Source organism: Saccharothrix sabaoui (assembly GCF_051756985.1).
Classification (GTDB): Bacteria; Actinomycetota; Actinomycetes; order Mycobacteriales; family Pseudonocardiaceae; genus Actinosynnema.
In genome coordinates this window covers 40,106-59,135 of sequence record NZ_JBPKJK010000027.1, presented here as the reverse complement: position 1 = coordinate 59,135, position 19,030 = coordinate 40,106, and the positions used below count along the sequence as shown (strand labels likewise).

The window sequence follows — 19,030 nt, the reverse complement described above, 5'->3', positions numbered from 1 at the left end:
AACCCCACGATGGCCGGGACACCCAAGAAGAACCTGATGCTCTTCGGCGGTCGCGCCTACCCGGAGCTGACCGAGCAGGTCGCCAAGCACCTGAACGTGTCCGTCACGCCGCAGTCCGCCTACGACTTCGCCAACGGCGAGATCTTCGTGCGGTTCGAGGAGAGCGTGCGCGGCTGCGACGCGTTCGTCGTGCAGTCGCACTGCGCGCCCATCAACCAGTGGCTGATGGAGCAGCTGATCATGGTCGACGCGCTCAAGCGGGCCTCGGCCAAGCGCATCACCGTGATCATGCCGTTCTACCCGTACGCCCGGCAGGACAAGAAGCACCGGGGCCGCGAGCCGATCTCCGCGCGCCTGGTCGCCGACCTGTTCAAGACCGCCGGGGCCGACCGCCTCGTCGCGGTCGACCTGCACACCGCCCAGATCCAGGGCTTCTTCGACGGCCCGGTGGACCACCTGTGGGCCATGCCGCTGCTCGCGGAGCACATCCGCGACAAGTACGCGGGCCACGACATCACCGTCGTGTCCCCGGACGCGGGCCGCACCAAGCTGGCCGAGAAGTGGGCCGACACGCTGGGCGGCACGCCCATCGCGTTCATCCACAAGACGCGCGACCCGCTGCGCCCGAACGAGGTCGTCGCCAACCGGGTGGTCGGCCAGGTCCAGGGCCGCCTGTGCGTGGTCATCGACGACATGATCGACACCGGCGGCACCATCACCAAGGCCGTGGAGCAGCTCCTGGCCGAGGGCGCGTCGGACGTCGTCATCGCCGCCACCCACCCGGTCCTGTCCGGCCCGGCCGTGGAGCGCCTGCGCGACTGCGGCGCCCGCGAGGTCGTGTTCACCGACACCCTCCCGATCCCGGCCGAGAAGCGCTTCGAGGCGATGACCGTGCTGCCGATCGCCCCCCTGCTGGCCCGCGTCATCCAGGAGGTCTTCGAGGACGGCTCGGTGACCTCCCTGTTCGACGGCAACGCCTGACCCCGGGAGTCCAACGCCCAGCCCCGAGAGTCCAACGCTCAGGACTCGAGAGTCCAACGCCCGGGACCCCTGAGTTCTGCGTTCAGGCGCGGAACTCAGGGGTCCCGGGCGTAGAACTCACCCGACCTGGGCGTTGGACTCTCGGGACCTGGGCGTTGGACTCTCGGGTTTCGGGCGGGGTGGGGCGGGGAACGAACCCCCGATTAGGCCCCTTCCCGTCAGTCGGCCTACACTGGTCGGGTTGCCTCGGCGAGGGCGAGCATCACGCTCGGCGTGATCGACGCGGCGGTTGTGATGCCGCGCGTGTTCACCTTCCGCGCCGCCCGGCCGCCGCAGGCTCACCACCCCGCTTACGCCCCGCCCGACGTACCAGGCCAGACCGTTAGGAGAGCCCCACCGTGTCCGAGGTCCGTCTCGCCGCAGAGCAGCGCACCGAGTTCGGCAAGGGCGCCGCCCGCCGCACCCGCCGCGCCGGCAAGATCCCCGCGGTGCTCTACGGCCACGGTTCCGACCCGAAGCACCTGGCCCTGCCGGCGCTCGAGTTCGCCCGTGTTGTCCGCGAGCACGGTCACAACGCTGTCATCGCCCTGGACATCGACTCGTCCAGCGAGCTTGCGCTGACCAAGACCGTCACCACCCACCCCATCAAGAACTACATCGAGCACGTCGACCTGCTGCTCGTGCAGCGGGGCGAGAAGGTCACCGTCGAGGTGCCCATCGTCCTCACCGGCGAGACCGCCTCGGGGACCCTGCTCACCCAGGACCTCACCACGGTCCAGATCGAGGCCGACGCCCTGAGCCTCCCGGAGCAGATCGAGTTCTCCATCGAGGGCCTGGCGGCCGGCACCCAGGTGCACGCCTCCGACCTGTCGCTGCCCTCGGGTTCCACCCTGATCACCGACGCCGAGGCGATGGTGCTCGCGGTGAACGAGGCCCCGAGCGCCGCCGCCATGGAGGGCGACACGGGCGAGGGCACCGAGCCCGAGGCCAACGAAGAAGGCTGAGCCCATCACGTCGGGCGACTCGAACGGCACGCCTCCCCCGCCTCACGGCTGGGGTGGCGTGCCGTTCCCGTACCTGAGCCCGGCACAGGTGAGGGCGCTGCGGTTCCCGCGCCGCAAGAACGGCAAGGGGTACGACCCGGCGCAGGTCGACGCGTTCGCGCGGCAGATCGCCGACGCCCTCGCCGGGCGGTTCGCGCTGCGGCCCGAGCAGGTGCGGTCGATCGCGTTCACCGAGATCGCGGGCGGCTACGAGCAGCGCGCCGTGGACGAGTTCCTGGCCGCCGCGGAGCACCAGCTGCGCTCCGGCCACGTGCCGCCGACGACCCTCCAGACCGGTGACGCGCTGCTGGCGGTGAAGCTGCCGAAGGCGTCCAGCGGCTACGATCGCGGCGAGGTCGACGCGTTCCTCGGGCGCGCCGCCGCCGCGCTGGACGGCCGGGGGCGGATGACCGCGGGCGAGGTCCGCCACACCAGGTTCAGCACCACGTCGGGTCTGCGGCGCGGCTACCAGGTGCGGGCGGTGGACACCCTGTTGGACGAGCTGGAGCAGGAGTTGCGGTTCCGTGGTCGATGACGTGGCCCTGGTCGTCGGGCTGGGCAACCCCGGCCCCAAGTACGAGGGCAACCGGCACAACGTCGGTTTCCTGGTCCTCGACGAGCTGGCTTCACGCGTTGGTGGGAAGTTCAAGGCGCACAAGGGTGGCGCCGAGGTGCTGGAGGGCCGCCTGGCCGGCCGCCGCGTCGTGCTGGCGAAGCCGCGCGGCTACATGAACCTCTCGGGTGGCCCGGTGGCGGGCACGGCGAACTTCTACAAGGTGCCGCCCGCGTCGATCGTCGTCGTGCACGACGAGCTGGACCTGCCGTTCGCCACCGTGCGGCTGAAGCTGGGCGGCGGCGAGAACGGCCACAACGGCCTGCGCTCGATCACGAAGTCGCTGGGCACCAAGGACTACCACCGGGTGCGCTTCGGCGTGGACCGCCCGCCGGGCCGGATGGACCCGGCCGACTACGTGCTGCGGGACTTCTCGCCGGCGGAGCGCAAGGAGCTGGCCTTCGAGCTGGACCGGGCGGCGGACGCCGTGGAGGCCCTGCTGGAACTGGGGCTGGAAGCGGCCCAGAACAAGTTTCACTGAGCACAAGTTCCACTGAGCACGGGTTCCGCTGAGCACGAGTGGAACGCGGCGCTGCCGGGCACCCTGGGCCGGACCGCGAGCCACGCCATGCCGACGACCCGGCCGTCCACGACGGCGACCGCGCACCGGTGGGTGGCCGCGTGCTCGCGGGCCCACGCCGTGAAGCGGGCCGCGAACCCCTCCGGGGGCGCGGACCCGGCTCTCGTGCTCCCACCGGGAGCGCAGCTCGGCCACGATCGGCAGGTCCTCGGGGCGGGCGGGGCGGATCTCGGTCGTCACCCGACCATCGTGCCCGGGTCAGCGGTCGCGGCGGCCGAAGCGGGCCAGCAGGTGCCACACCTTCTTGAGGTCCTGCGGGTCGTGGCGGCCCGCGGTGCCGCCGACGACCGCCGGCGTCAGCACGCCGTCCACGGCGATCTCCTCCCCCAGCGCCGTGGACCGCGGCCCGCGGAAGTCCGGGTGGCGGCGCAGTTCGTCCACGTGCAGGTGAAAACCGGGGTGCCACTCGACCGCGCAGGGCAGGCGCGACGCGGCCTCCTCGACGGGCGTGCCGCGGTAGCTCGGGTCGAGCACGAGGGCCTCCGCGTCGGCCGCGACGGACACCCCGCCGTGCACGTGCGCCTCGACGTAGTCGTCCAGCGGGTCCCGTGCGTCGGCCAGGGCCGCGACCACCAGCCCCACCCGGTCGGCGACGCCGAAGTGCTCCGGCTCCAGCACGCTGTCCGGGTAGCAGAACGTGGTGCGCGGCAGGACGTGCGGTTTCAGCCGCAGGTGTGACGAGCCGAAGCGCGGTGACGCGCCGTACGGGTCGCGCCGGAGGTCCAGCCCGCCGTACACCGGCCGGTCGCGGGGCGGGGCCGAGTTGTACGCGCCGCCGAACATGCGGCTCTCCCAGCGCCACCGGGCGCCGCCCTCGAACGCGGTCAGGCCGCCGTTGCCGGTCCCGGTGACGAACTGCGACAGGTACGCGTCGCCGTCCGCCAGCGCGGGAACCACTCGTTCGGGGTGGAAGTTCAGGGTGACGCGCAGCGCGCGGTCGAGCGGCGGACCGCCGGACCGCGCCGCCACGAAGGCCAGCGCGCGGGCCACCGCCCCGCCCGACACCACCCCGCCCGACACCACCCCGGCAGGCGCCACCCCGGCAGGCGGCGGCCCAGTACCCGCCGCCCCGCCCGACGCCGCCCCGGCGGGCATCAGGGCAGCGGCACCAGCGAGGCCGCCGAGGAGCGGCGCAGCTTGCCGGACGGCGTCTTGGGCAGGCTGCCGGGCTTCAGCACGACCACCGAGAACGGCCGCAGCCCGACCGCGTCCACCACCCGCGCGCTGATCTCCTTGGTCAGGGCCTTCACCGCCTCGTCCTCACCGGCCAGCGCCGACTCGACGACCACGGCGAACCGCTCGCGCCGGGTGCCCGCGTCCAGCCGCACGGCGATCGCGTTGCCCGCGCGCACCCCGTCCACGGACAGCGCGGCCCGCTCGATGTCGGTGGGGTAGATGTTGCGGCCGCCCATGATGATCACGTCCTTGCGCCGCCCGCACACGACGACCTGGCCGTCCACCAGGTACCCCTCGTCGCCGGTGTCGAGCCAGCCGTCGGCGTCCTGGGTGGCCAGCGGTCCGTCCACGGTCAGGTAGCCGGGCGTCACCGCCTCGCCGCGCACCCGCAGCTGCCCGACCTCGCGCTCGCCGCGCACCGCGCCCGACTCGTCGACGACCCGCACCTCCAGGCCCGGCAGCGGCGGGCCGTTCAGCGGGAACGCCCGCGCGTTCGGGGTGTCCGGGGGGACCGGCACGGCCCGCTTGCCGGCCTCCAGCTCCTCGGGGTCCACCCAGTCGACGGAGAGGCCGGAGAACAGCGGCGCGAACGCCACGCCCAGCGTCGTCTCCGCCATGCCGTACGCGCACAGCACGCACTCGGGGGGCATCCCGAACCGCTCGCCCGCGTCGGTGAACGCCTTCACCGCGGCCGGGTCGATCGGTTCGGCGCCGTTGAGCGCGAGGCGCAGCGTGGACAGGTCGAACGCGCCGTCGTCCACGCCCTTCATGCGGCGGGCGACGATGGCGTAGGCGAAGTTCGGCGCGGCGGTGATGGTGCCGCCGTGGCGGGAGATCAGGTCCGGCCACAGCGTGGGCCGGGCGAGGAAGTCGGCCGGGGTGACCTTGACCAGCTCGATGCCGAGCAGCATCGGCACGGTCAGGAAGCCGACCATCCCCATGTCGTGGAACAGCGGCAGCCACGACACCATGACGTCGCGGCCCGGGTCGAGGGCTGCGGCGACCCGCATCCCCTCGGCGTTCGACCACAGGTTCGCGTGGGTGATCCGGACGGCCTTCGGGTCGGCGGTGGAGCCGCTGGTGAGCTGGAGCAGGGCGGTCATGCCCTCGTCGACCTCGACGGGCGCGGCCAGGGGCTCGCCGTCCAGGTCGTCGAGCCGGCGGTGGGTCACGCCGTGCTGGTCGAGCACCGGGGCCAGGGCGTCGAACGGCGCGCCGAGCAGCACCAGCTCGGCGTCGATCATGCGGAGCACGCGCAGGGTGTCGTCGGCCCACTCGGCGAGGTCGGTGCGGGGCGTCGGCTGGTGCAGCATCGTCGTGCTGCCGCCCGCCAGCCACACCGCCTGCACGGCGGGGGCGATGGACGCAGGGTCGCCCGCGAGGACGGCGACGGACGCGCCGGGGCGGACACCGCCGGCCACCAGGGCGCCGGCCACCCGCGTCGCCCGCTCGTGCACCTCGGCCCACGTCCGGCGGACCGGCGCGCCCGGCTCCCCCGTGGTCATTCCCCGCGACCGTCCCCCGGCACCCGCAGCGGTTGCCACCATCGTGTCCACGAACCGGCTCATGGGGGCCAGAGTAGAGCGATCCGCCCAGCATTGAGCCGATAGGGCGAAACAACGACGCCACCATCCGGCGATACTCCCCGGTACACCGCACGAAGGAGGTAATGGGTGGCCGGGTTCGACGCGCGCCAGCACATGCCGGCACATCCGGCGCCGCTGTTGAACGCGCAGGATCTGCGGCAGGTCGCCTTCCACCGCCCGCCCCCCGGCCAACCGGGGTACGACGAGGCCCAGGTGGACGCCTTCCTCGACCGCGTCGAGCACACGCTGCTGGGCCGGGACGACGTGACCGAGGACGACGTGCGGAGAGCGAGGTTCAGACCCGCGCGGCCGGGTTACCACGCGGCCGAGGTCGACGCGTTCATGGACCTCGTCGCGGACACCCTCGGCTCGACCCCGCAGCGGCGGCAGGCCACCGCGCCCGCGCAGGGCGCGCACGCCACGTCGACGGGGATGCGCCCGGCGGCACCGCGGCTGACCCCTCAGGACGTGCGCGGCGTGCGGTTCCACAAGCCCAGACCGGGCAACCGCGGCTACCACGAGGGCCAGATCGACGCGTTCCTCGACCGGATCGAGAACACCCTGGCGGGCCGCGACACGCTGACCGCGCTGGAGGTGCAGGAGCAGGAGTTCCGCTACGCCCCGCCCGGCCAGGTCGGGTACGACGAGGACGACGTGGACACGTTCCTGGACCTGGTCGTCGTCACCCTGGAGCGCACCCCGCCCCAGCCGGGCCGCACGACCCCGCCGCGCGGCACCCCGCCCCGCACCCCCTCGGACCGCACCCCCTCGGGCCGCATCCCGCCGCCCGCCTCACGACCGGTCGTCCCCCCGACCACCCCGCCGACCACCCCGTCGCTCGCCGCGCCGCTCGTCCCGCCGCCGACGAGCCCGACCACGGCGACCACCCCGCCGCCCCCGCTGCCCGCCCGCCCCCGCCAGGGCCCCGGCACCCGCCCGCTCACCGCGCGCGACGTGCGCACCGCCGCGTTCGGCAAACCGCCCCGCGGCCGGCGCGGCTACCAGGAGTCGCAGGTGGACCGGTTCCTGGACCGCATCGAGAACACCCTCCTCGGCCAGGACGACCTGACCGCCCGCGAGGTCCGCGAGGTCCGCTTCAGCCGGCCCATGTTCGGCCGGCGCGGCTACGACGAGACCGAGGTCGACGCCTTCCTGACGCGGGTGGAGAAGCAGCTCGGCGACGGCCCGCTGCCGCCCGACGCGCTGCCCCCGATCACGTCGTGGAAGCAGCTGCGCAGGCTGAAGATCCCCCTGGCCGGTCCCGCCGCGCGCGGTTACCGCACGTCCCAAGTGGACCGGGTGCTGGAGGAGGTCGGCATCGCGCTGGACGGCATGGTCGGCGCGACCTCGGCCGAGATCGCGAAGACCAGGTTCACCCAGTCGATCATGGCGGGCCAGGGCTACGACACCGCGTTCGTCGACGAGCTGATGCCGCTGCTGGTCGCCGAACTCCGCCGCCGGGGCGTCTGACCCCGGACCCCGGACCCGCGACCAGGGACCCCGGGCCCGGGACGCGGGACGCGGGACCCGCCCGCCGCCGGGCGGGCCCCGGTCAGCCCTCGGCGCTCTCGGCGGCCTCCAGCCACTGCGCCTCGACGTCCCCCGCCTCCGCCAGCACGGCGCGCAGCTCGGCGTCCAGGGCCAGCAGCCGCTCCGGGTCGGTGGCGGCCTCGGCGAGCTTCGCGTGCAGCTCGGCCTCCTTCTTCTGGAGCACCTCCAGCCGCCGCTCCAGCCGGGCCAGCTCCTTGCGCGCCGCGCGCTGGTCGGCCGCGTTCGACGTCGACGCGGCCTTCGGCGCCGCGACCGGGGCCGCCGCCTCCTTCTGCCGGTCGCGCCGCTTCAGGTACTCCTCGATGCCGCCCGGCAGGTCGGTCAGCCCGCCGTCGCCGAACAGGGCCACCACGTGGTCGCACACGCGCTCCACGAGGTACCGGTCGTGGGAGATGACCACGAGCGTGCCCGGCCACGAGTCGAGCAGGTCCTCCAGCTGCTGGAGGGTGTCGATGTCCAGGTCGTTGGTGGGCTCGTCGAGCAGCAGCACGTTCGGCTCGGCCATCAGCAGCCGGCACAGCTGCAACCGCCGCCGCTCGCCGCCGGACAGGTCGCCGACCGGCGTCCACTGCTTCTGCGACGAGAACCCGAACCGCTCGGCGAGCTGCGACGCCGACATCTCCTGCTTGCCCAGCACCACCCGCCGGGCGACCTCCTCCACGGCCTCCAGCACCCGCATCGTCGGGTCGAGGTCGTGCAGCTCCTGGCTGAGGTGCGCGAGCTTCACCGTCTGGCCCTGCACGCGCTTGCCGGACTCCAGCTCGCGCTCACCGGCCAGGGCGCGCAGCAGCGTCGTCTTGCCCGACCCGTTCACGCCGACGATGCCGACCCGGTCGCCGGGCCCGATGCGCCACGTCAGGTCGCGCACCAGCACCCGGTCGGGCACGGTGAGCGTCGCGTCCTCCAGCTCCAGCACGGTGCGGCCCAGGCGGCGCTTGGCGAACGCCAGCAGCTCGACCGAGTCGCGCGGCGGCGGGACGTCGGAGATCAGGGCCTCGGCGGCCTCGATGCGGTAGCGCGGCTTGGACGTGCGGGCCGGCGCGCCGCGGCGCAGCCACGCCAGCTCCTTGCGGGCCAGGTTGCGGCGCTTCTCCTCCAGGGTGTCGGCGAGGCGACCGCGCTCGGCGCGGGCGAACGTCCAGTCCGCGTACCCGCCCTCGTACTGCTCGACGCGACCGCCGACGACCTCCCACGTCCGGGTGCACACGGTGTCCAGGAACCACCGGTCGTGGGTGACGACGACGAGCGCCGTGCGCCGGGTCAGCAGGTGGTCGGCCAGCCAGCGCACGCCCTCCACGTCGAGGTGGTTGGTGGGCTCGTCCAGCACCACGAGGTCGAGGTCCTGCACCAGCGCCGCCGCCAGGGCCACCCGCCGCCGCTCGCCGCCGGACATGGTGGCGACCGGCGAGTCCAGGCCGAAGCCGGTGATGCCGAGGCCGTCGAGGATGGACCGGACGCGGGCGTCGGCGGCCCACTCGTGGTCGTCGGCGCCGTACCCGAGCGGGTCGAGCACGGCGTTGCGCACCGTCGACCCCTCGCCCAGCTCGGTGCGCTGGGTGACCACGGCCATCCGCAGGCCGCGGTTCTGGCTGACCCGCCCCTCGTCCGGTTCGGCGAGCCCGGCCAGCACCTCCAGCAGCGTCGTCTTGCCGCCGCCGTTGAGGCCCACGACGCCGATGCGGTCGCCCTCACCGACACCCAGGGACACGCCGTCGAGCAGCGGGCGAACGCCGAACGACTTGGAGACGTTCTCCAAGTTGACCAAGTTGGCCATCTACCAGCACCTTCATCGGGAACGCGAGGACACAGCGACACTCCAGCCTAGCCGGCGCTCCCGGAACGGCGGTGTGCCCGCGACCACCTCACGCGCTGTAATCGGGTGGTGGCGCAACCGAAGTGGGTGTGGATCGCGGGCGGCCTGGCCGTCCTGTTCGTCATCGGCGTCGTGAACGGCGACGACCAGGGGTCGGGCGGGGCGACGCCGCCCGGCGGGCGGGCCGCCGACACGTGCACCGTGCCGCAGGTCGTGGGCATGGTCCACCAGGAGGCCCAGGACGCCCTCCAGGCGGCGGGCCTGTTCCGGCTGCTGGAGGAGGACGCCACCGGTCAGGGCCGGATGGTGCTGGTGGACCGGAACTGGGTCACGACGGCGCAGAGCGTCCCCGGCGGGCAGGTGGTGGACTGCGGCACCGACATCACCCTCGCCGCGAAGAAGATCGGCGAGTGAGCCTCAGGCGTGCACCTCGGGCGGCGCGGGGCGGGGCGCCTCCTCGGTGCCGATGACGCGCGCGCCGTGCACGGGGCCCTGGGCCACGCGGACCGTGCGGCACACGCCCGCGCCCGCCAGCTCGGCCGCCACGCGCACCGCGGAGTCACCGTCCGTGCACAGGAACGCGCAGGTCGGCCCGGAGCCGGAGACCATGCCGGCCAGCGCGCCCGCGTTCACGCCCGCGCGCAGCGTGCGCCGCAGGTTGGGCCGCAGCGACACGGCGGCGGCCTGGAGGTCGTTGCCGAGCAGCAGCGCGAGCTGCCTCGGGTCGCCGGACGACAGGCCCTCCAGGACGGCCTCGGCGTCGCCCACGCGGGGCGGGTCGCCGTCCGCGCGCAGCCGGTCCAGCTCGCCGAACACCTCGGGCGTGGACAGCCCGCGCCGGTCGAACGCCAGCACCCAGTGGAACGTGTGCCGGGCCAGCACGGGCACGATCTGGTCGCCCCGGTCGGTGCCCAGGGCCGTGCCGCCGTAGAGGGCGAACGGGACGTCCGCGCCGATCGTCCCGGCCAGGACGGCCAGTTCGTCGCGGGTGGTCTCCAGCCGCCACAGGGAGGCGAGGCCGACGAGGGTGGCCGCCGCGTCCGCGCTGCCGCCCGCCATGCCGCCGGCGACCGGGATGGCCTTGCGGATCACCACCCGGACCTTCGGGTCGTCGGGGTCGCGGCCGACGTGCCGGGCGAGCACCCGCACGGCCTTCCACGCCAGGTTGGACGGGCCGGTGGGCACCGAGTCGGCGCCCTCGCCGTGCACCTCCACCCCGGGGTCGTCGGCGATGGCGACGGTGACCTCGTCGGTGAGCGACAGCGCCTGGAAGATGGTCACCAGGTCGTGGTACCCGTCCGCGCGGGGATCGCCGACGGCCAGGTGCAGGTTCACCTTGGCCGGGACGCGGACGGTGACCGGGGGCGGGACGACTGCGAGCACGCCGTGAAGCCTACGGGCGTTTCCGGGTCGCCCGCGCCAAAGACCACCTGAGCAGGCGAAAGACCGGGCGGGGGTTACCCGCCCGGCCTTCGCGGGGTCGGTCAGACGGCCAGGACGGACCCGGCGAACTCGTTCTTGATGTAGTCCTTCACCTGCTGCGACTGGAGCAGTTCGAGCAGGTCCTTGATCCGCTTGTCGTCCTTGAGCTCGGCGCGGGTGACGAGGCCGTTGGCGTTCGGGTTGCCCTCCGCCTTCTCCAGCACCAGGGCGTCGTCGGCGGGCTTGAGGCCGGCGTCGATGGCGTAGTTGCCGTTCACCACGGACGCGTCGGTGTCGTCCAGCGAGCGGGGCAGCTGGGCGGCCTCCAGCTCGACGAACTCCAGGTTCTTCGGGTTCTCCGCGATGTCCCGGATGGTCGCCGTCTTCTCGCTGCCGGCCTTGACCTTGATCAGGCCGTTGTCCTGGAGCAGCTTGAGGCCGCGGGCCTCGTTGGTGGCGTCGTTGGCGACGGCGACCTTCGCGCCGTCCGGCAGGTCGGCGAGCGACTGGTGCTTCTTCGAGTACACGCCCAGCGGCTCGACGTGCACCGGGCCGATCCACTCCAGGCCGGCGCCGCTCTCGGACTTGAAGGTGTCCAGGTAGGGCACGGTCTGGAAGTAGTTGGCGTCCAGCGAACCGTCGACCAGCGCGGTGTTCGGCTGCACGTAGTCGGTGAACTCGACGACCTCGACCTTGAGGCCCTTGGACGCGGCGAGGTTGTCCGCGACGTACCGCAGCACCTGGGCGTGCGGGACGGGGCTCACGCCGACCTTGAGCGCCGCGTCCGGGTTCGAGGCGGCGCCGGTGTCGCCGCTCCCGCAGCCCACCGCGGTCAGCAGCACGGCGAGGAGGGCAGCACGAATACGCATGTCGTTCCTTCTGGGAAAAGTGGTGAGGTGGGGAGGGGCTAGACCGACGCGGTGCGGCGGCGGTCGACGCGGCGCGCGACGACGTTGGTGACGACCTGGATCGTGGTGGCGATGACCGCCAGCACGACGACCGTGCTCCACAGGTACCGGTCGTTGAACCGCTGGTAGCCCATGCGCACCGCGAGGTCGCCGAGGCCGCCGCCGCCGACGACCCCGGCCATCGCCGAGTAGCCGAGCAGGGCGATCGCGGTCACGCCGACCGCGTTGACCAGGGCGGGCAGCGACTCGCGGAGCAGCACGCTGCGCACGATCCGCAGCGTGGACGAGCCCGTCGTGACGGCGGCCTCGACCACCGCCACGTGCACCTCGGCCAGCACGTTCTGCACCAGCCTGCCGACGAACGGGATGGCGCCCACCGCCAGCGGCACGATCGCCGCCGTCGGCCCGATCGTGCTGCTGAGCAGGAGCCTGGTCAGCGAGGTGAGCACCACCAGCAGGACCAGGAACGGCATGGAGCGGCCGAGGTCGACGACGAAGCCGAGGACCTTGTGCACCACCGGGCGCGGCTTCAGCCCACCGGGTGCGGTGAGCTGGAGCCAGATGCCGACGGGGGTGCCGAGCAGGACCGCGATCAGGGTGGAGACCACCACCATGTAGAGCGTCTCACCGGTGGCGACGAGCAGTTGGTCGAAGACCTCCGACCAGGGTGTTGCAGACCTCACGCAGCTACTCCCTGCGGACCCGCGAGGGTCCGGCGCACGGAGCCGCCGGCCTCGGAGATCCACTCCAGCGCCGAGTCGGCGCGCTCACCCTTCAACCCGACGCGGAACCGCGCGACGGGGGTCTCGCCCAGGCGGGTCAGGCCGCCGCCCAGCAGGTTCAGGTCGACGCCGAACCGGCTGGTCGCCTCGGGCAGCAGGGCGCCGACGGCGGCGAAGCCGACCAGCACCACGTCCGCGACCCGGTCGAACGCGGCCTCCGCGCCCGGGTTCTGGTCCACGGCGGGCAGCAGCGAGGCGGCCGTGCGGCTGGCCGCGTCGGACACCAGGTCGAGCACCTTGCCGTGCTCCACGACCTTGCCGCCCTCCAGCACCGCGACGTCGTCGCAGATCCGGCGGACCACGCCCATGTCGTGCGTGACGACGAGGACGGTCACGCCCAGCTCGGCGCGCGCCCGGTCCAGCACGGTCAGCACCGAGCCGGTGGTGTCGGGGTCGAGCGCCGAGGTCGGCTCGTCGGCCAGCAGCACCGACGGCGACGCGGCGAGCGCGCGGGCCACGGCGATGCGCTGGCGCTGGCCGCCGGAGAGCTGGTCGGGGTACGACCCGGCCTTGTCGGTGAGGCCCACCAGGTCGAGCAGCTCGGCGACGCGGGTGCGGCGCTGCGGGCCGGCGATGCCCGCGGCCTCCAGCGGCAGCGCGACGTTGCCGGCGGCGGTGCGCTGGCGCAGCAGGGAGTCGCCCTGCGGCACGACGCCGATCTGCCGGCGGGCGGCGCGCAGCGCGGTGCCGTCGAGGGAGACGAGGTCCGTGCCGTCGACGCGGATCGCGCCGCTGTCCGGGCGCTCCAGCAGGGCGACGCAGCGGGCCAGGGTGGACTTGCCGGCGCCGCTCGGGCCGACGACGCCGAGGACGGTGCCGGCCGCGACGTCCAGGTTCACGCCGTCCAGCGCGCGAACCTGACCGGTACTCCCGGGGAAGGTCTTGGTGAGGTTCTCGACAGTGATCACGTTTTCGCTCCACGAAGGCGTGCGGCGGCGCGCGCTCGTGGCGCGCGTCGACCGGCGGGCTCAGCTCAGGAAGGTGTCCCGCGACGGGGACGGCGAGGATCGAAAAGCGGCCCGGTAAGCGGGCTCTGGGCTCTTCTAGAGGCTGCGACAGCCGGAGGCCGTGCGGCGGCCGTGGTCGACGACCCGCCTTCTCGTGAGCAGCATCCTGGGCACGTGATCCTCCATCGGTCCTGGCTGAAGCACCTGCCCCTGTGGAGGAGTGGTTGCTGCGGCGTCGTAGAGCCAGGTCTCTCGGCCGCTCGGGATGGCAGCACCGAGTACACCCGACGACCCACTCCCGACGCAAGCCTGAAACAGGATCGTCCGGCAAATCACACTTTCGGCCGAAAGATCGACGACTACCGAGTGGAGGCGGCCTCGGCTATCCGGACGAAGTCGGCGACCCCCAGTTGTTCGCCGCGGACAGCGGGGTCGACGCCCGCCTCGACGAGCAGCCGCTCCGCCGCCGCGGCCGACCCGGCCCAGCCGGCCAGCGCGCCGCGCAGCATCTTGCGCCGCTGCGCGAAAGCCGCGTCCACCAACGAGAACAGCGCCTTGCGGTCCACAGAGGACGGGCTCTCCCGGCGGGTGAACGCCACCAGCGCGGAGTCCACGTTGGGCACCGGCCAGAACACCGCGCGCGACACCGGGCCGGCCCGGCGCGCGTCGGCGTACCAGGCGAGCTTGACGCTCGGCACGCCGTAGACCTTGCTGCCGGGGGGCGCGGCCATCCGGTCGGCCACCTCGGACTGCACCATCACCAGGCCGGTGCGCAACGACGGCAGCTCGGCCAGCAGGTGCAGCACGACGGGCACGGCGATGTTGTACGGCAGGTTCGCCACCAGGGCGGTGGGCGCGACCGGCAGCCGGTCGGCGGTGACGCGCATCGCGTCCTCGTGCACCACGGTGAGCCGGTCGGCCAGCAGCGGGGCGCGCTCGGCGGCGGTGGCCGGGAGCCGCTCGGCGAGCTTCCCGTCGATCTCCACGGCCACCACGGCCCGGCACGCGGGCAGCAGCGCCAGCGTCAGCGACCCCAGGCCCGGCCCGACCTCCAGCACGACGTCGTCGGCGGTCAGCTCGGCCGCGGCCACGATGCGGCGCACCGTGTTCGGGTCGTGCACGAAGTTCTGCCCCAGCTTCTTGGTGGGGCGGACGTCCAGCTCGGCGGCGAGCCGGCGAACGTCAGCCGGCCCGAGGAGCGAACTCCCCGGGTCGGTCGACGGTGAAGCGTTGGTCACCCGTGCATTCTTACGACAGGCCCAGCTTCGAGGAACAGTGGGGCCACGCCGAGTAGCCGCCGCGGGCGTCGCGCAGCTTCGTGGCGACGGCGATCTGCTGCTCGCGGCTCGCCTGGTGCGGGTACGCGGCGTACTGCGCGCCGCCGTAGGCGTCCCAGGTGCTCTTGTTGAACTGGAGGCCGCCGTAGTAGCCGTTGCCGGTGTTGATGGCCCAGTTGCCGGTCGCCTCGCACTGGGCGAGGGAGTCCCACACCGCGCCGTCGGGCGGGAGCTTGGTGCCGACCTTGACCTTCTTGGCCTTCGGCTCCTTGGTGACCTTCACGCCCAGCTTCTCGCGGCCGGTCTCCTGGCCGTTCTTCTGCGTGACGCGGTAGGTGACGATCTGCTCGCCGGGCTCGCCCGGCTCCAGGACCTCTTTCTGCCCCTTCATCATCGTGTCGTCCTTGACCTCCTCGACGGGCGGCTGGATGGCCTCCGTCGCGTTGATCACGGACACGCCGGTGCGGGTGATGTGGACCTCGGCGCCGTTGGTGATGCGCAGGTCCGGCGCCGTTTCGAGCTTGTCCTCGGCGCCGAGGGAGAGGTTCTCGTTCTTGAGCATCTCGTCGACCGTCAGAGCGGTCGTCCGCAGCTGCCTCGGCGGGTTGCCGCCGTCGTAGAGCGTGATGGTCTTGAGGCTCTTGACCTCCAGGGACAGGCCCTGGAGCGGCACGTCCATGCCGCGGTCGTGCGAGAGCCACGCGCCCTCGTCCGGCACCTGCATCTGGTCGAGCGCCTCGTCGACGGTGACCGAGCGCACCCAGCCCTCGCGCTGCTCGCCGTCCACGGTCATCTTCACCAGGCGACCGCGGTCCAGCGAGATCTTGCCGCCGTCGCCGACCTTGGCCTGGGGGGACGGGCTCAGCGCGTCGTGCTCGCCCACCACGATGCCCTCGTCCGCGAGGATCTCGCCGACGGTGGACTCGTAGGTCCGCACGGTCTTGGCCTCGCCGTCCACGTCGACCGTGACGGACTTGTCCAGGGCGATGGCGGTCGCGCCGCCACCGGAGATGGTCACCAGCACGGTGGCGACCGCGGCCTTGAGGAAGCGCCGCTTCCACTTCCCCGCGGCTTCGACCAGGGCGGCCGGCGGGGCGTCGGGCCGCTCGGCGGCCGGTCCGCCCGCGACCCGGTCCTGGGAGACCTCGTCGGGGATGATGATCGGGGGGAGGAGCGTGGTCTCGGCGTTGATCAGCCGGATCAGCTCGTCGACGTCGACGTTGGCGTTCGCCAGCAGCTCGTCGGCCTCGGGGCCCAGCACGTCCAGCACGTCGTCGGGCGTGATGCTGAAGACGGCGGTCTCCCAGCCCGAGTTGTCCACGTCGTAGAGCGGTCCCGGTCTGTCCAGGACGTCCACCGAGGTGGCCACCGCCGGGGCGGTGTTCACGGGCGTAAACCAGTCGGTGTCCTCGTTGAACGAGTTCACGGGGTTCCATACCTCCTGAAGGCGCGAAGACCAGCCACGCGCACGTTCGGTGTCGGTGGTCAGCTAGTGATCTCCGGCAACTCCCGTGCGGTTCGGTGCTTCATCGCTTCTGGTGTGTGTCGACCCGCCCCGACTGCGGGTGCGCCCCGTGGATACGTGGGGCACGGTCACGGGACCGTAACGGGTGGACGGGGGTTGTGCCAACACCCCTACCGAGCTTGTGAGTTCGCTCACTCCCCCGGCGGAGCACAGTCGTCCGCCGTTTGTCGTAAGACCGATTACGACTCCGCCACGTCACGAAGCCCGAAGACCCGCTCGGCGGTTCGGGTGATCATGGTGGCGAGTTCGGCCGGGTCCTGCTCACGCAGCGTCGCGATGTCCCGGAGCGTGTAGGCGGCGCAGTACGGTTCGTTCGGGCGACCCCGGAAGGGGTGCGGCGTCAGGAACGGCGCGTCCGTCTCCACGAGCAGGTGGTCGTCGGGCACCCAGCGGGCCGCCTCGCGCAGCGCGTGGGCGTTGCGGAACGTGGTCGTGCCCGCGAAGGACAGGACGAACCCGCGCTCCACGCACGCCTCGGCGAACGCCAGGTCGCCGGAGAAGCAGTGGAACACCACCGAGTCCGGCGCGCCTTCGGAGTCCAGCACGGCGAGGACGTCCTCGTGCGCGTCCCGGTCGTGGATCATCAGCGGCTTGCCGACCGACTTCGCCAGCTCGACGTGCCACCGGAACGCCTCGTGCTGGGCGTCCTTGGGCGCGTAGTCCCAGTAGTAGTCGAGCCCGGTCTCGCCGATCGCCACGACGCGGGGCAGCCCGGCCAGCCGGGTCAGCTCGGCCTTCACGTCGTCGCCGAAGTCGGACGTGCGGGTCGGGTGCAGCGCGACGGCCGCGAAGACCCGCTCGTCCCACGTGGCGGCCTCGGCGGCCCAGCGGGCGGCGTCGAGGTCGTCGGCGACCGTGACCACGCGGTCGACCCCGGCCGCGTTGGCCCGGTCCAGCATCTCGCGGACGTCCTGCGGCGTCTTGGCGCCGCAGGCGTCGAGGTGGGTGTGGGCGTCGACCACCGGCGCCGGGAGGGTCTCCGGCACCGGCGGTCGCTCGCCCCTGCGCTTGCTCACGTGACGATCGGCGCCCACTCCGGACCGGTCTCGCCCAGTTCCGGGTCGAGCTTGGCGAACAGCGGGCTCGGCTTCACCAGCGGCCGTCCCACCTCGATCGGCGTGGACCCCCACGTCGCCTGCTCGGACGCGTAGTCACCGGTCAGCACCGGGTACTCGCGCTCGGGCGCGTCGAGGTCGGTGACCTCGGTCAGCTGCGGCTGCGCGGCCCACACGCCCGTGCCGCCCAGCGCCTCGTGCACCTTCTGCGCCGAGTGCGGCAGGAACGGCGTGAGCAGCGTGTTCGCGTCCTGTACGACCTGGAGCGCGGTGTGCAGCACGGTGTCGCGGCGCTCCGGGTCGTCCTTGAGCTTCCACGGCTCCTGGTCCGACAGGTACCGGTTGGCCGCGGCGACCACCTTCATCGCCTCGCCGGACGCCTGCTTGAACCGCGAGCGGCGCAGGTGCGCGCCGACCACGTCGAACGCCTTGTTCGACAGCAGCAGCAGCTCGTGGTCGGCGGCGGTCGGCTTGGTCGGCCTCGGCACCGCGCCCACGTTCTTGTGCGCCATGGAGATCGACCGGTTGACCAGGTTGCCCCACTCGTTGGCCAGCTCGAAGTTCGTCCGGCGGACGAACTCCTCCCAGGTGAAGTCGGTGTCCTGGTTCTCCGGTCCCGCGACCGAGATGAAGTAGCGCAGCGCGTCCGGCCCGAACTGCTTCAGGAAGTCCGTGACGTAGATGACCGTGCCGCGCGAGGTCGAGAACTTCGAGCCGCTCATGGTGAGGAACTCGGAGGACACCACCTCGGTGGGCAGGTTGAGCGCGCCGAACGCGCCCGGCTGCCCGCCCTTCGCGCCCTGGCCGTTCTGGCCCAGCAGCAGCGACGGCCAGATCAGCGAGTGGAAGACGATGTTGTCCTTGCCCATGAAGTAGTAGCCCTGGGCGTCACCCGTCCAGAACTCCTTCCAGGCGTCGTCGTCCCCGCTGCGGCGGGCCCACTCGACGCTCGCGCTGAGGTAGCCGATCACCGCGTCGAACCACACGTAGAACCGCTTCATCGGCTGCTCGCTCCACCCGTCGAGCGGGATGGGGATGCCCCAGTCCAGGTCGCGGGTGATGGCGCGCGGGCGCAGGTCGCCGATCAGGTTCTGGCTGAACTTGAGCACGTTCGGCCGCCACTCGGTGCGCGTCTGGAGCCACGACCCCAGCGCGTCGATGAACTGCGGCAGGTCCAGGAACAGGTGCTCGGTCTCGACGAACTTCGGCGTCTCCCCGTTGATGCGGGAGCGCGGGTTCTTCAGGTCGACCGGGTCGAGCTGGTTGCCGCAGTTGTCGCACTGGTCGCCGCGCGCGCCGTCGTAGCCGCAGATCGGGCACGTGCCCTCGATGTAGCGGTCGGGCAGCGTGCGGCCCGTCGAGGGGCTGATCGCGCCCATCTCGGTCTTGGGGATGACGTAGCCGTTGCGCCACAGGGCCAGGAACAGCTCCTGGACCACCTTGTAGTGGTTGCCCGTGGTGGTGCGGGTGAACAGGTCGTAGGAGAGGCCCAGGCCGTGCAGGTCGTCCGCGATGACGCGGTGGTACTTGTCGACGAGTTCGCGCGTGGTCAGCCCCTCCTTCTCCGCCTGGACGGAGATGGGGGTGCCGTGCTCGTCGGAGCCGGAGACCATGAGCACCCGGTTCCCCGACATGCGCATGAAGCGGGAGAACACGTCGGAGGGGACACCGAAACCGGAGACGTGACCGATGTGGCGGGGGCCGTTGGCGTACGGCCACGCCACCGCGGTCAACACGGAGGCACTCATGTGCTAAGCCTACGGAGGCCCCG

General features: G+C 72.6%; 17 protein-coding genes and 1 riboswitch. Of the genes, 6 read left to right on the top strand and 11 right to left on the bottom strand.

The genetic code is table 11. The features are described 5' to 3' along the window. The first annotated feature begins 9 nt into the window (after nucleotides 1-9). From ACR807_RS11245 to pth, 4 genes are all read left to right on the top strand, one after another. Nucleotides 10-981, top strand: a complete 972-nt coding sequence (locus tag ACR807_RS11245) for a ribose-phosphate diphosphokinase (protein ID WP_438921186.1) — start codon at nucleotides 10-12, stop codon at nucleotides 979-981. Between the two features lie 398 nt (nucleotides 982-1,379). Beyond that, the gene (locus ACR807_RS11240; protein ID WP_438921185.1) at nucleotides 1,380-1,985 is read left to right on the top strand and encodes a 50S ribosomal protein L25/general stress protein Ctc; all 606 of its coding nucleotides are present in this window, start codon (nucleotides 1,380-1,382) and stop codon (nucleotides 1,983-1,985) included. A gap of 58 nt (nucleotides 1,986-2,043) precedes the next feature. After that, nucleotides 2,044-2,559: a DivIVA domain-containing protein gene (locus ACR807_RS11235; protein ID WP_438921184.1), complete on the top strand. Its 516-nt coding sequence runs from the start codon at nucleotides 2,044-2,046 to the stop codon at nucleotides 2,557-2,559. Further along, a complete protein-coding gene (gene pth, locus ACR807_RS11230) occupies nucleotides 2,549-3,118 on the top strand; it encodes an aminoacyl-tRNA hydrolase (RefSeq protein ID WP_438921183.1) in 570 nt (189 codons plus the stop codon). Before ACR807_RS11235 ends, pth begins: the two co-directional genes overlap by 11 nt. A gap of 297 nt (nucleotides 3,119-3,415) precedes the next feature. Here pth and ACR807_RS11225 read toward each other — a convergent pair whose 3' ends face one another. Then, entirely contained in the window at nucleotides 3,416-4,255 is an 840-nt protein-coding gene (locus tag ACR807_RS11225; RefSeq protein ID WP_438921182.1) for a DUF3626 domain-containing protein, read from the bottom strand. A gap of 56 nt (nucleotides 4,256-4,311) precedes the next feature. Then, a complete protein-coding gene (locus ACR807_RS11220; protein ID WP_438921181.1) occupies nucleotides 4,312-5,961 on the bottom strand; it encodes a fatty acyl-AMP ligase in 1,650 nt (549 codons plus the stop codon). A 105-nt stretch (nucleotides 5,962-6,066) separates the two neighbouring features. Here ACR807_RS11220 and ACR807_RS11215 point away from each other — a divergent pair, with 105 nt between their 5' ends. Beyond that, on the top strand, nucleotides 6,067-7,449 hold the full coding sequence (locus ACR807_RS11215) for a DivIVA domain-containing protein (RefSeq protein ID WP_438921180.1): 1,383 nt from the start codon (nucleotides 6,067-6,069) through the stop codon (nucleotides 7,447-7,449). 82 nt (nucleotides 7,450-7,531) lie between these two features. Here ACR807_RS11215 and ACR807_RS11210 read toward each other — a convergent pair whose 3' ends face one another. Beyond that, complete coding sequence (locus ACR807_RS11210) at nucleotides 7,532-9,304, bottom strand: ABC-F family ATP-binding cassette domain-containing protein (RefSeq protein WP_438921179.1); 1,773 nt, start codon at nucleotides 9,302-9,304, stop codon at nucleotides 7,532-7,534. A gap of 108 nt (nucleotides 9,305-9,412) precedes the next feature. Between ACR807_RS11210 and ACR807_RS11205 the strand changes: the two genes are divergently transcribed. Next, nucleotides 9,413-9,757 carry a hypothetical protein gene (locus ACR807_RS11205; RefSeq protein WP_438921178.1) on the top strand — a complete coding sequence of 115 codons (345 nt, stop codon included), beginning with the start codon at nucleotides 9,413-9,415 and terminating at the stop codon, nucleotides 9,755-9,757. 3 nt (nucleotides 9,758-9,760) lie between these two features. Here ACR807_RS11205 and ACR807_RS11200 read toward each other — a convergent pair whose 3' ends face one another. The 8 genes from ACR807_RS11200 to metG all read right to left on the bottom strand — a co-directional run bounded on the left by ACR807_RS11200 (nucleotide 9,761) and on the right by metG (nucleotide 19,007). Further along, a complete protein-coding gene (locus tag ACR807_RS11200) occupies nucleotides 9,761-10,726 on the bottom strand; it encodes a 4-(cytidine 5'-diphospho)-2-C-methyl-D-erythritol kinase (protein WP_438921177.1) in 966 nt (321 codons plus the stop codon). Nucleotides 10,727-10,827: 101 nt separating this feature from the next. Then, nucleotides 10,828-11,634: a MetQ/NlpA family ABC transporter substrate-binding protein gene (locus ACR807_RS11195; protein WP_438921176.1), complete on the bottom strand. Its 807-nt coding sequence runs from the start codon at nucleotides 11,632-11,634 to the stop codon at nucleotides 10,828-10,830. A gap of 38 nt (nucleotides 11,635-11,672) precedes the next feature. Continuing rightward, complete coding sequence (locus ACR807_RS11190) at nucleotides 11,673-12,356, bottom strand: methionine ABC transporter permease (protein ID WP_438921175.1); 684 nt, start codon at nucleotides 12,354-12,356, stop codon at nucleotides 11,673-11,675. Further along, nucleotides 12,353-13,363: a methionine ABC transporter ATP-binding protein gene (locus ACR807_RS11185; protein ID WP_438921174.1), complete on the bottom strand. Its 1,011-nt coding sequence runs from the start codon at nucleotides 13,361-13,363 to the stop codon at nucleotides 12,353-12,355. The genes ACR807_RS11190 and ACR807_RS11185 overlap by 4 nt, the downstream gene beginning before the upstream one ends. 218 nt (nucleotides 13,364-13,581) lie before the next feature. Beyond that, a riboswitch (SAM riboswitch) is annotated at nucleotides 13,582-13,674 on the bottom strand. A gap of 87 nt (nucleotides 13,675-13,761) precedes the next feature. Beyond that, the gene (rsmA, locus tag ACR807_RS11180) at nucleotides 13,762-14,640 is read right to left on the bottom strand and encodes a 16S rRNA (adenine(1518)-N(6)/adenine(1519)-N(6))-dimethyltransferase RsmA (RefSeq protein ID WP_438921173.1); all 879 of its coding nucleotides are present in this window, start codon (nucleotides 14,638-14,640) and stop codon (nucleotides 13,762-13,764) included. A 10-nt stretch (nucleotides 14,641-14,650) separates the two neighbouring features. Further along, nucleotides 14,651-16,105, bottom strand: coding sequence for a resuscitation-promoting factor (locus ACR807_RS11175; protein ID WP_438921172.1), 1,455 nt, complete (start codon nucleotides 16,103-16,105; stop codon nucleotides 14,651-14,653). Between the two features lie 278 nt (nucleotides 16,106-16,383). Next, the gene (locus ACR807_RS11170; protein ID WP_438921171.1) at nucleotides 16,384-17,220 is read right to left on the bottom strand and encodes a TatD family hydrolase; all 837 of its coding nucleotides are present in this window, start codon (nucleotides 17,218-17,220) and stop codon (nucleotides 16,384-16,386) included. After that, nucleotides 17,217-19,007: a methionine--tRNA ligase gene (gene metG / locus ACR807_RS11165; RefSeq protein WP_438921170.1), complete on the bottom strand. Its 1,791-nt coding sequence runs from the start codon at nucleotides 19,005-19,007 to the stop codon at nucleotides 17,217-17,219. The genes ACR807_RS11170 and metG overlap by 4 nt, the downstream gene beginning before the upstream one ends. Between the last annotated feature and the right edge of the window lie 23 nt (nucleotides 19,008-19,030).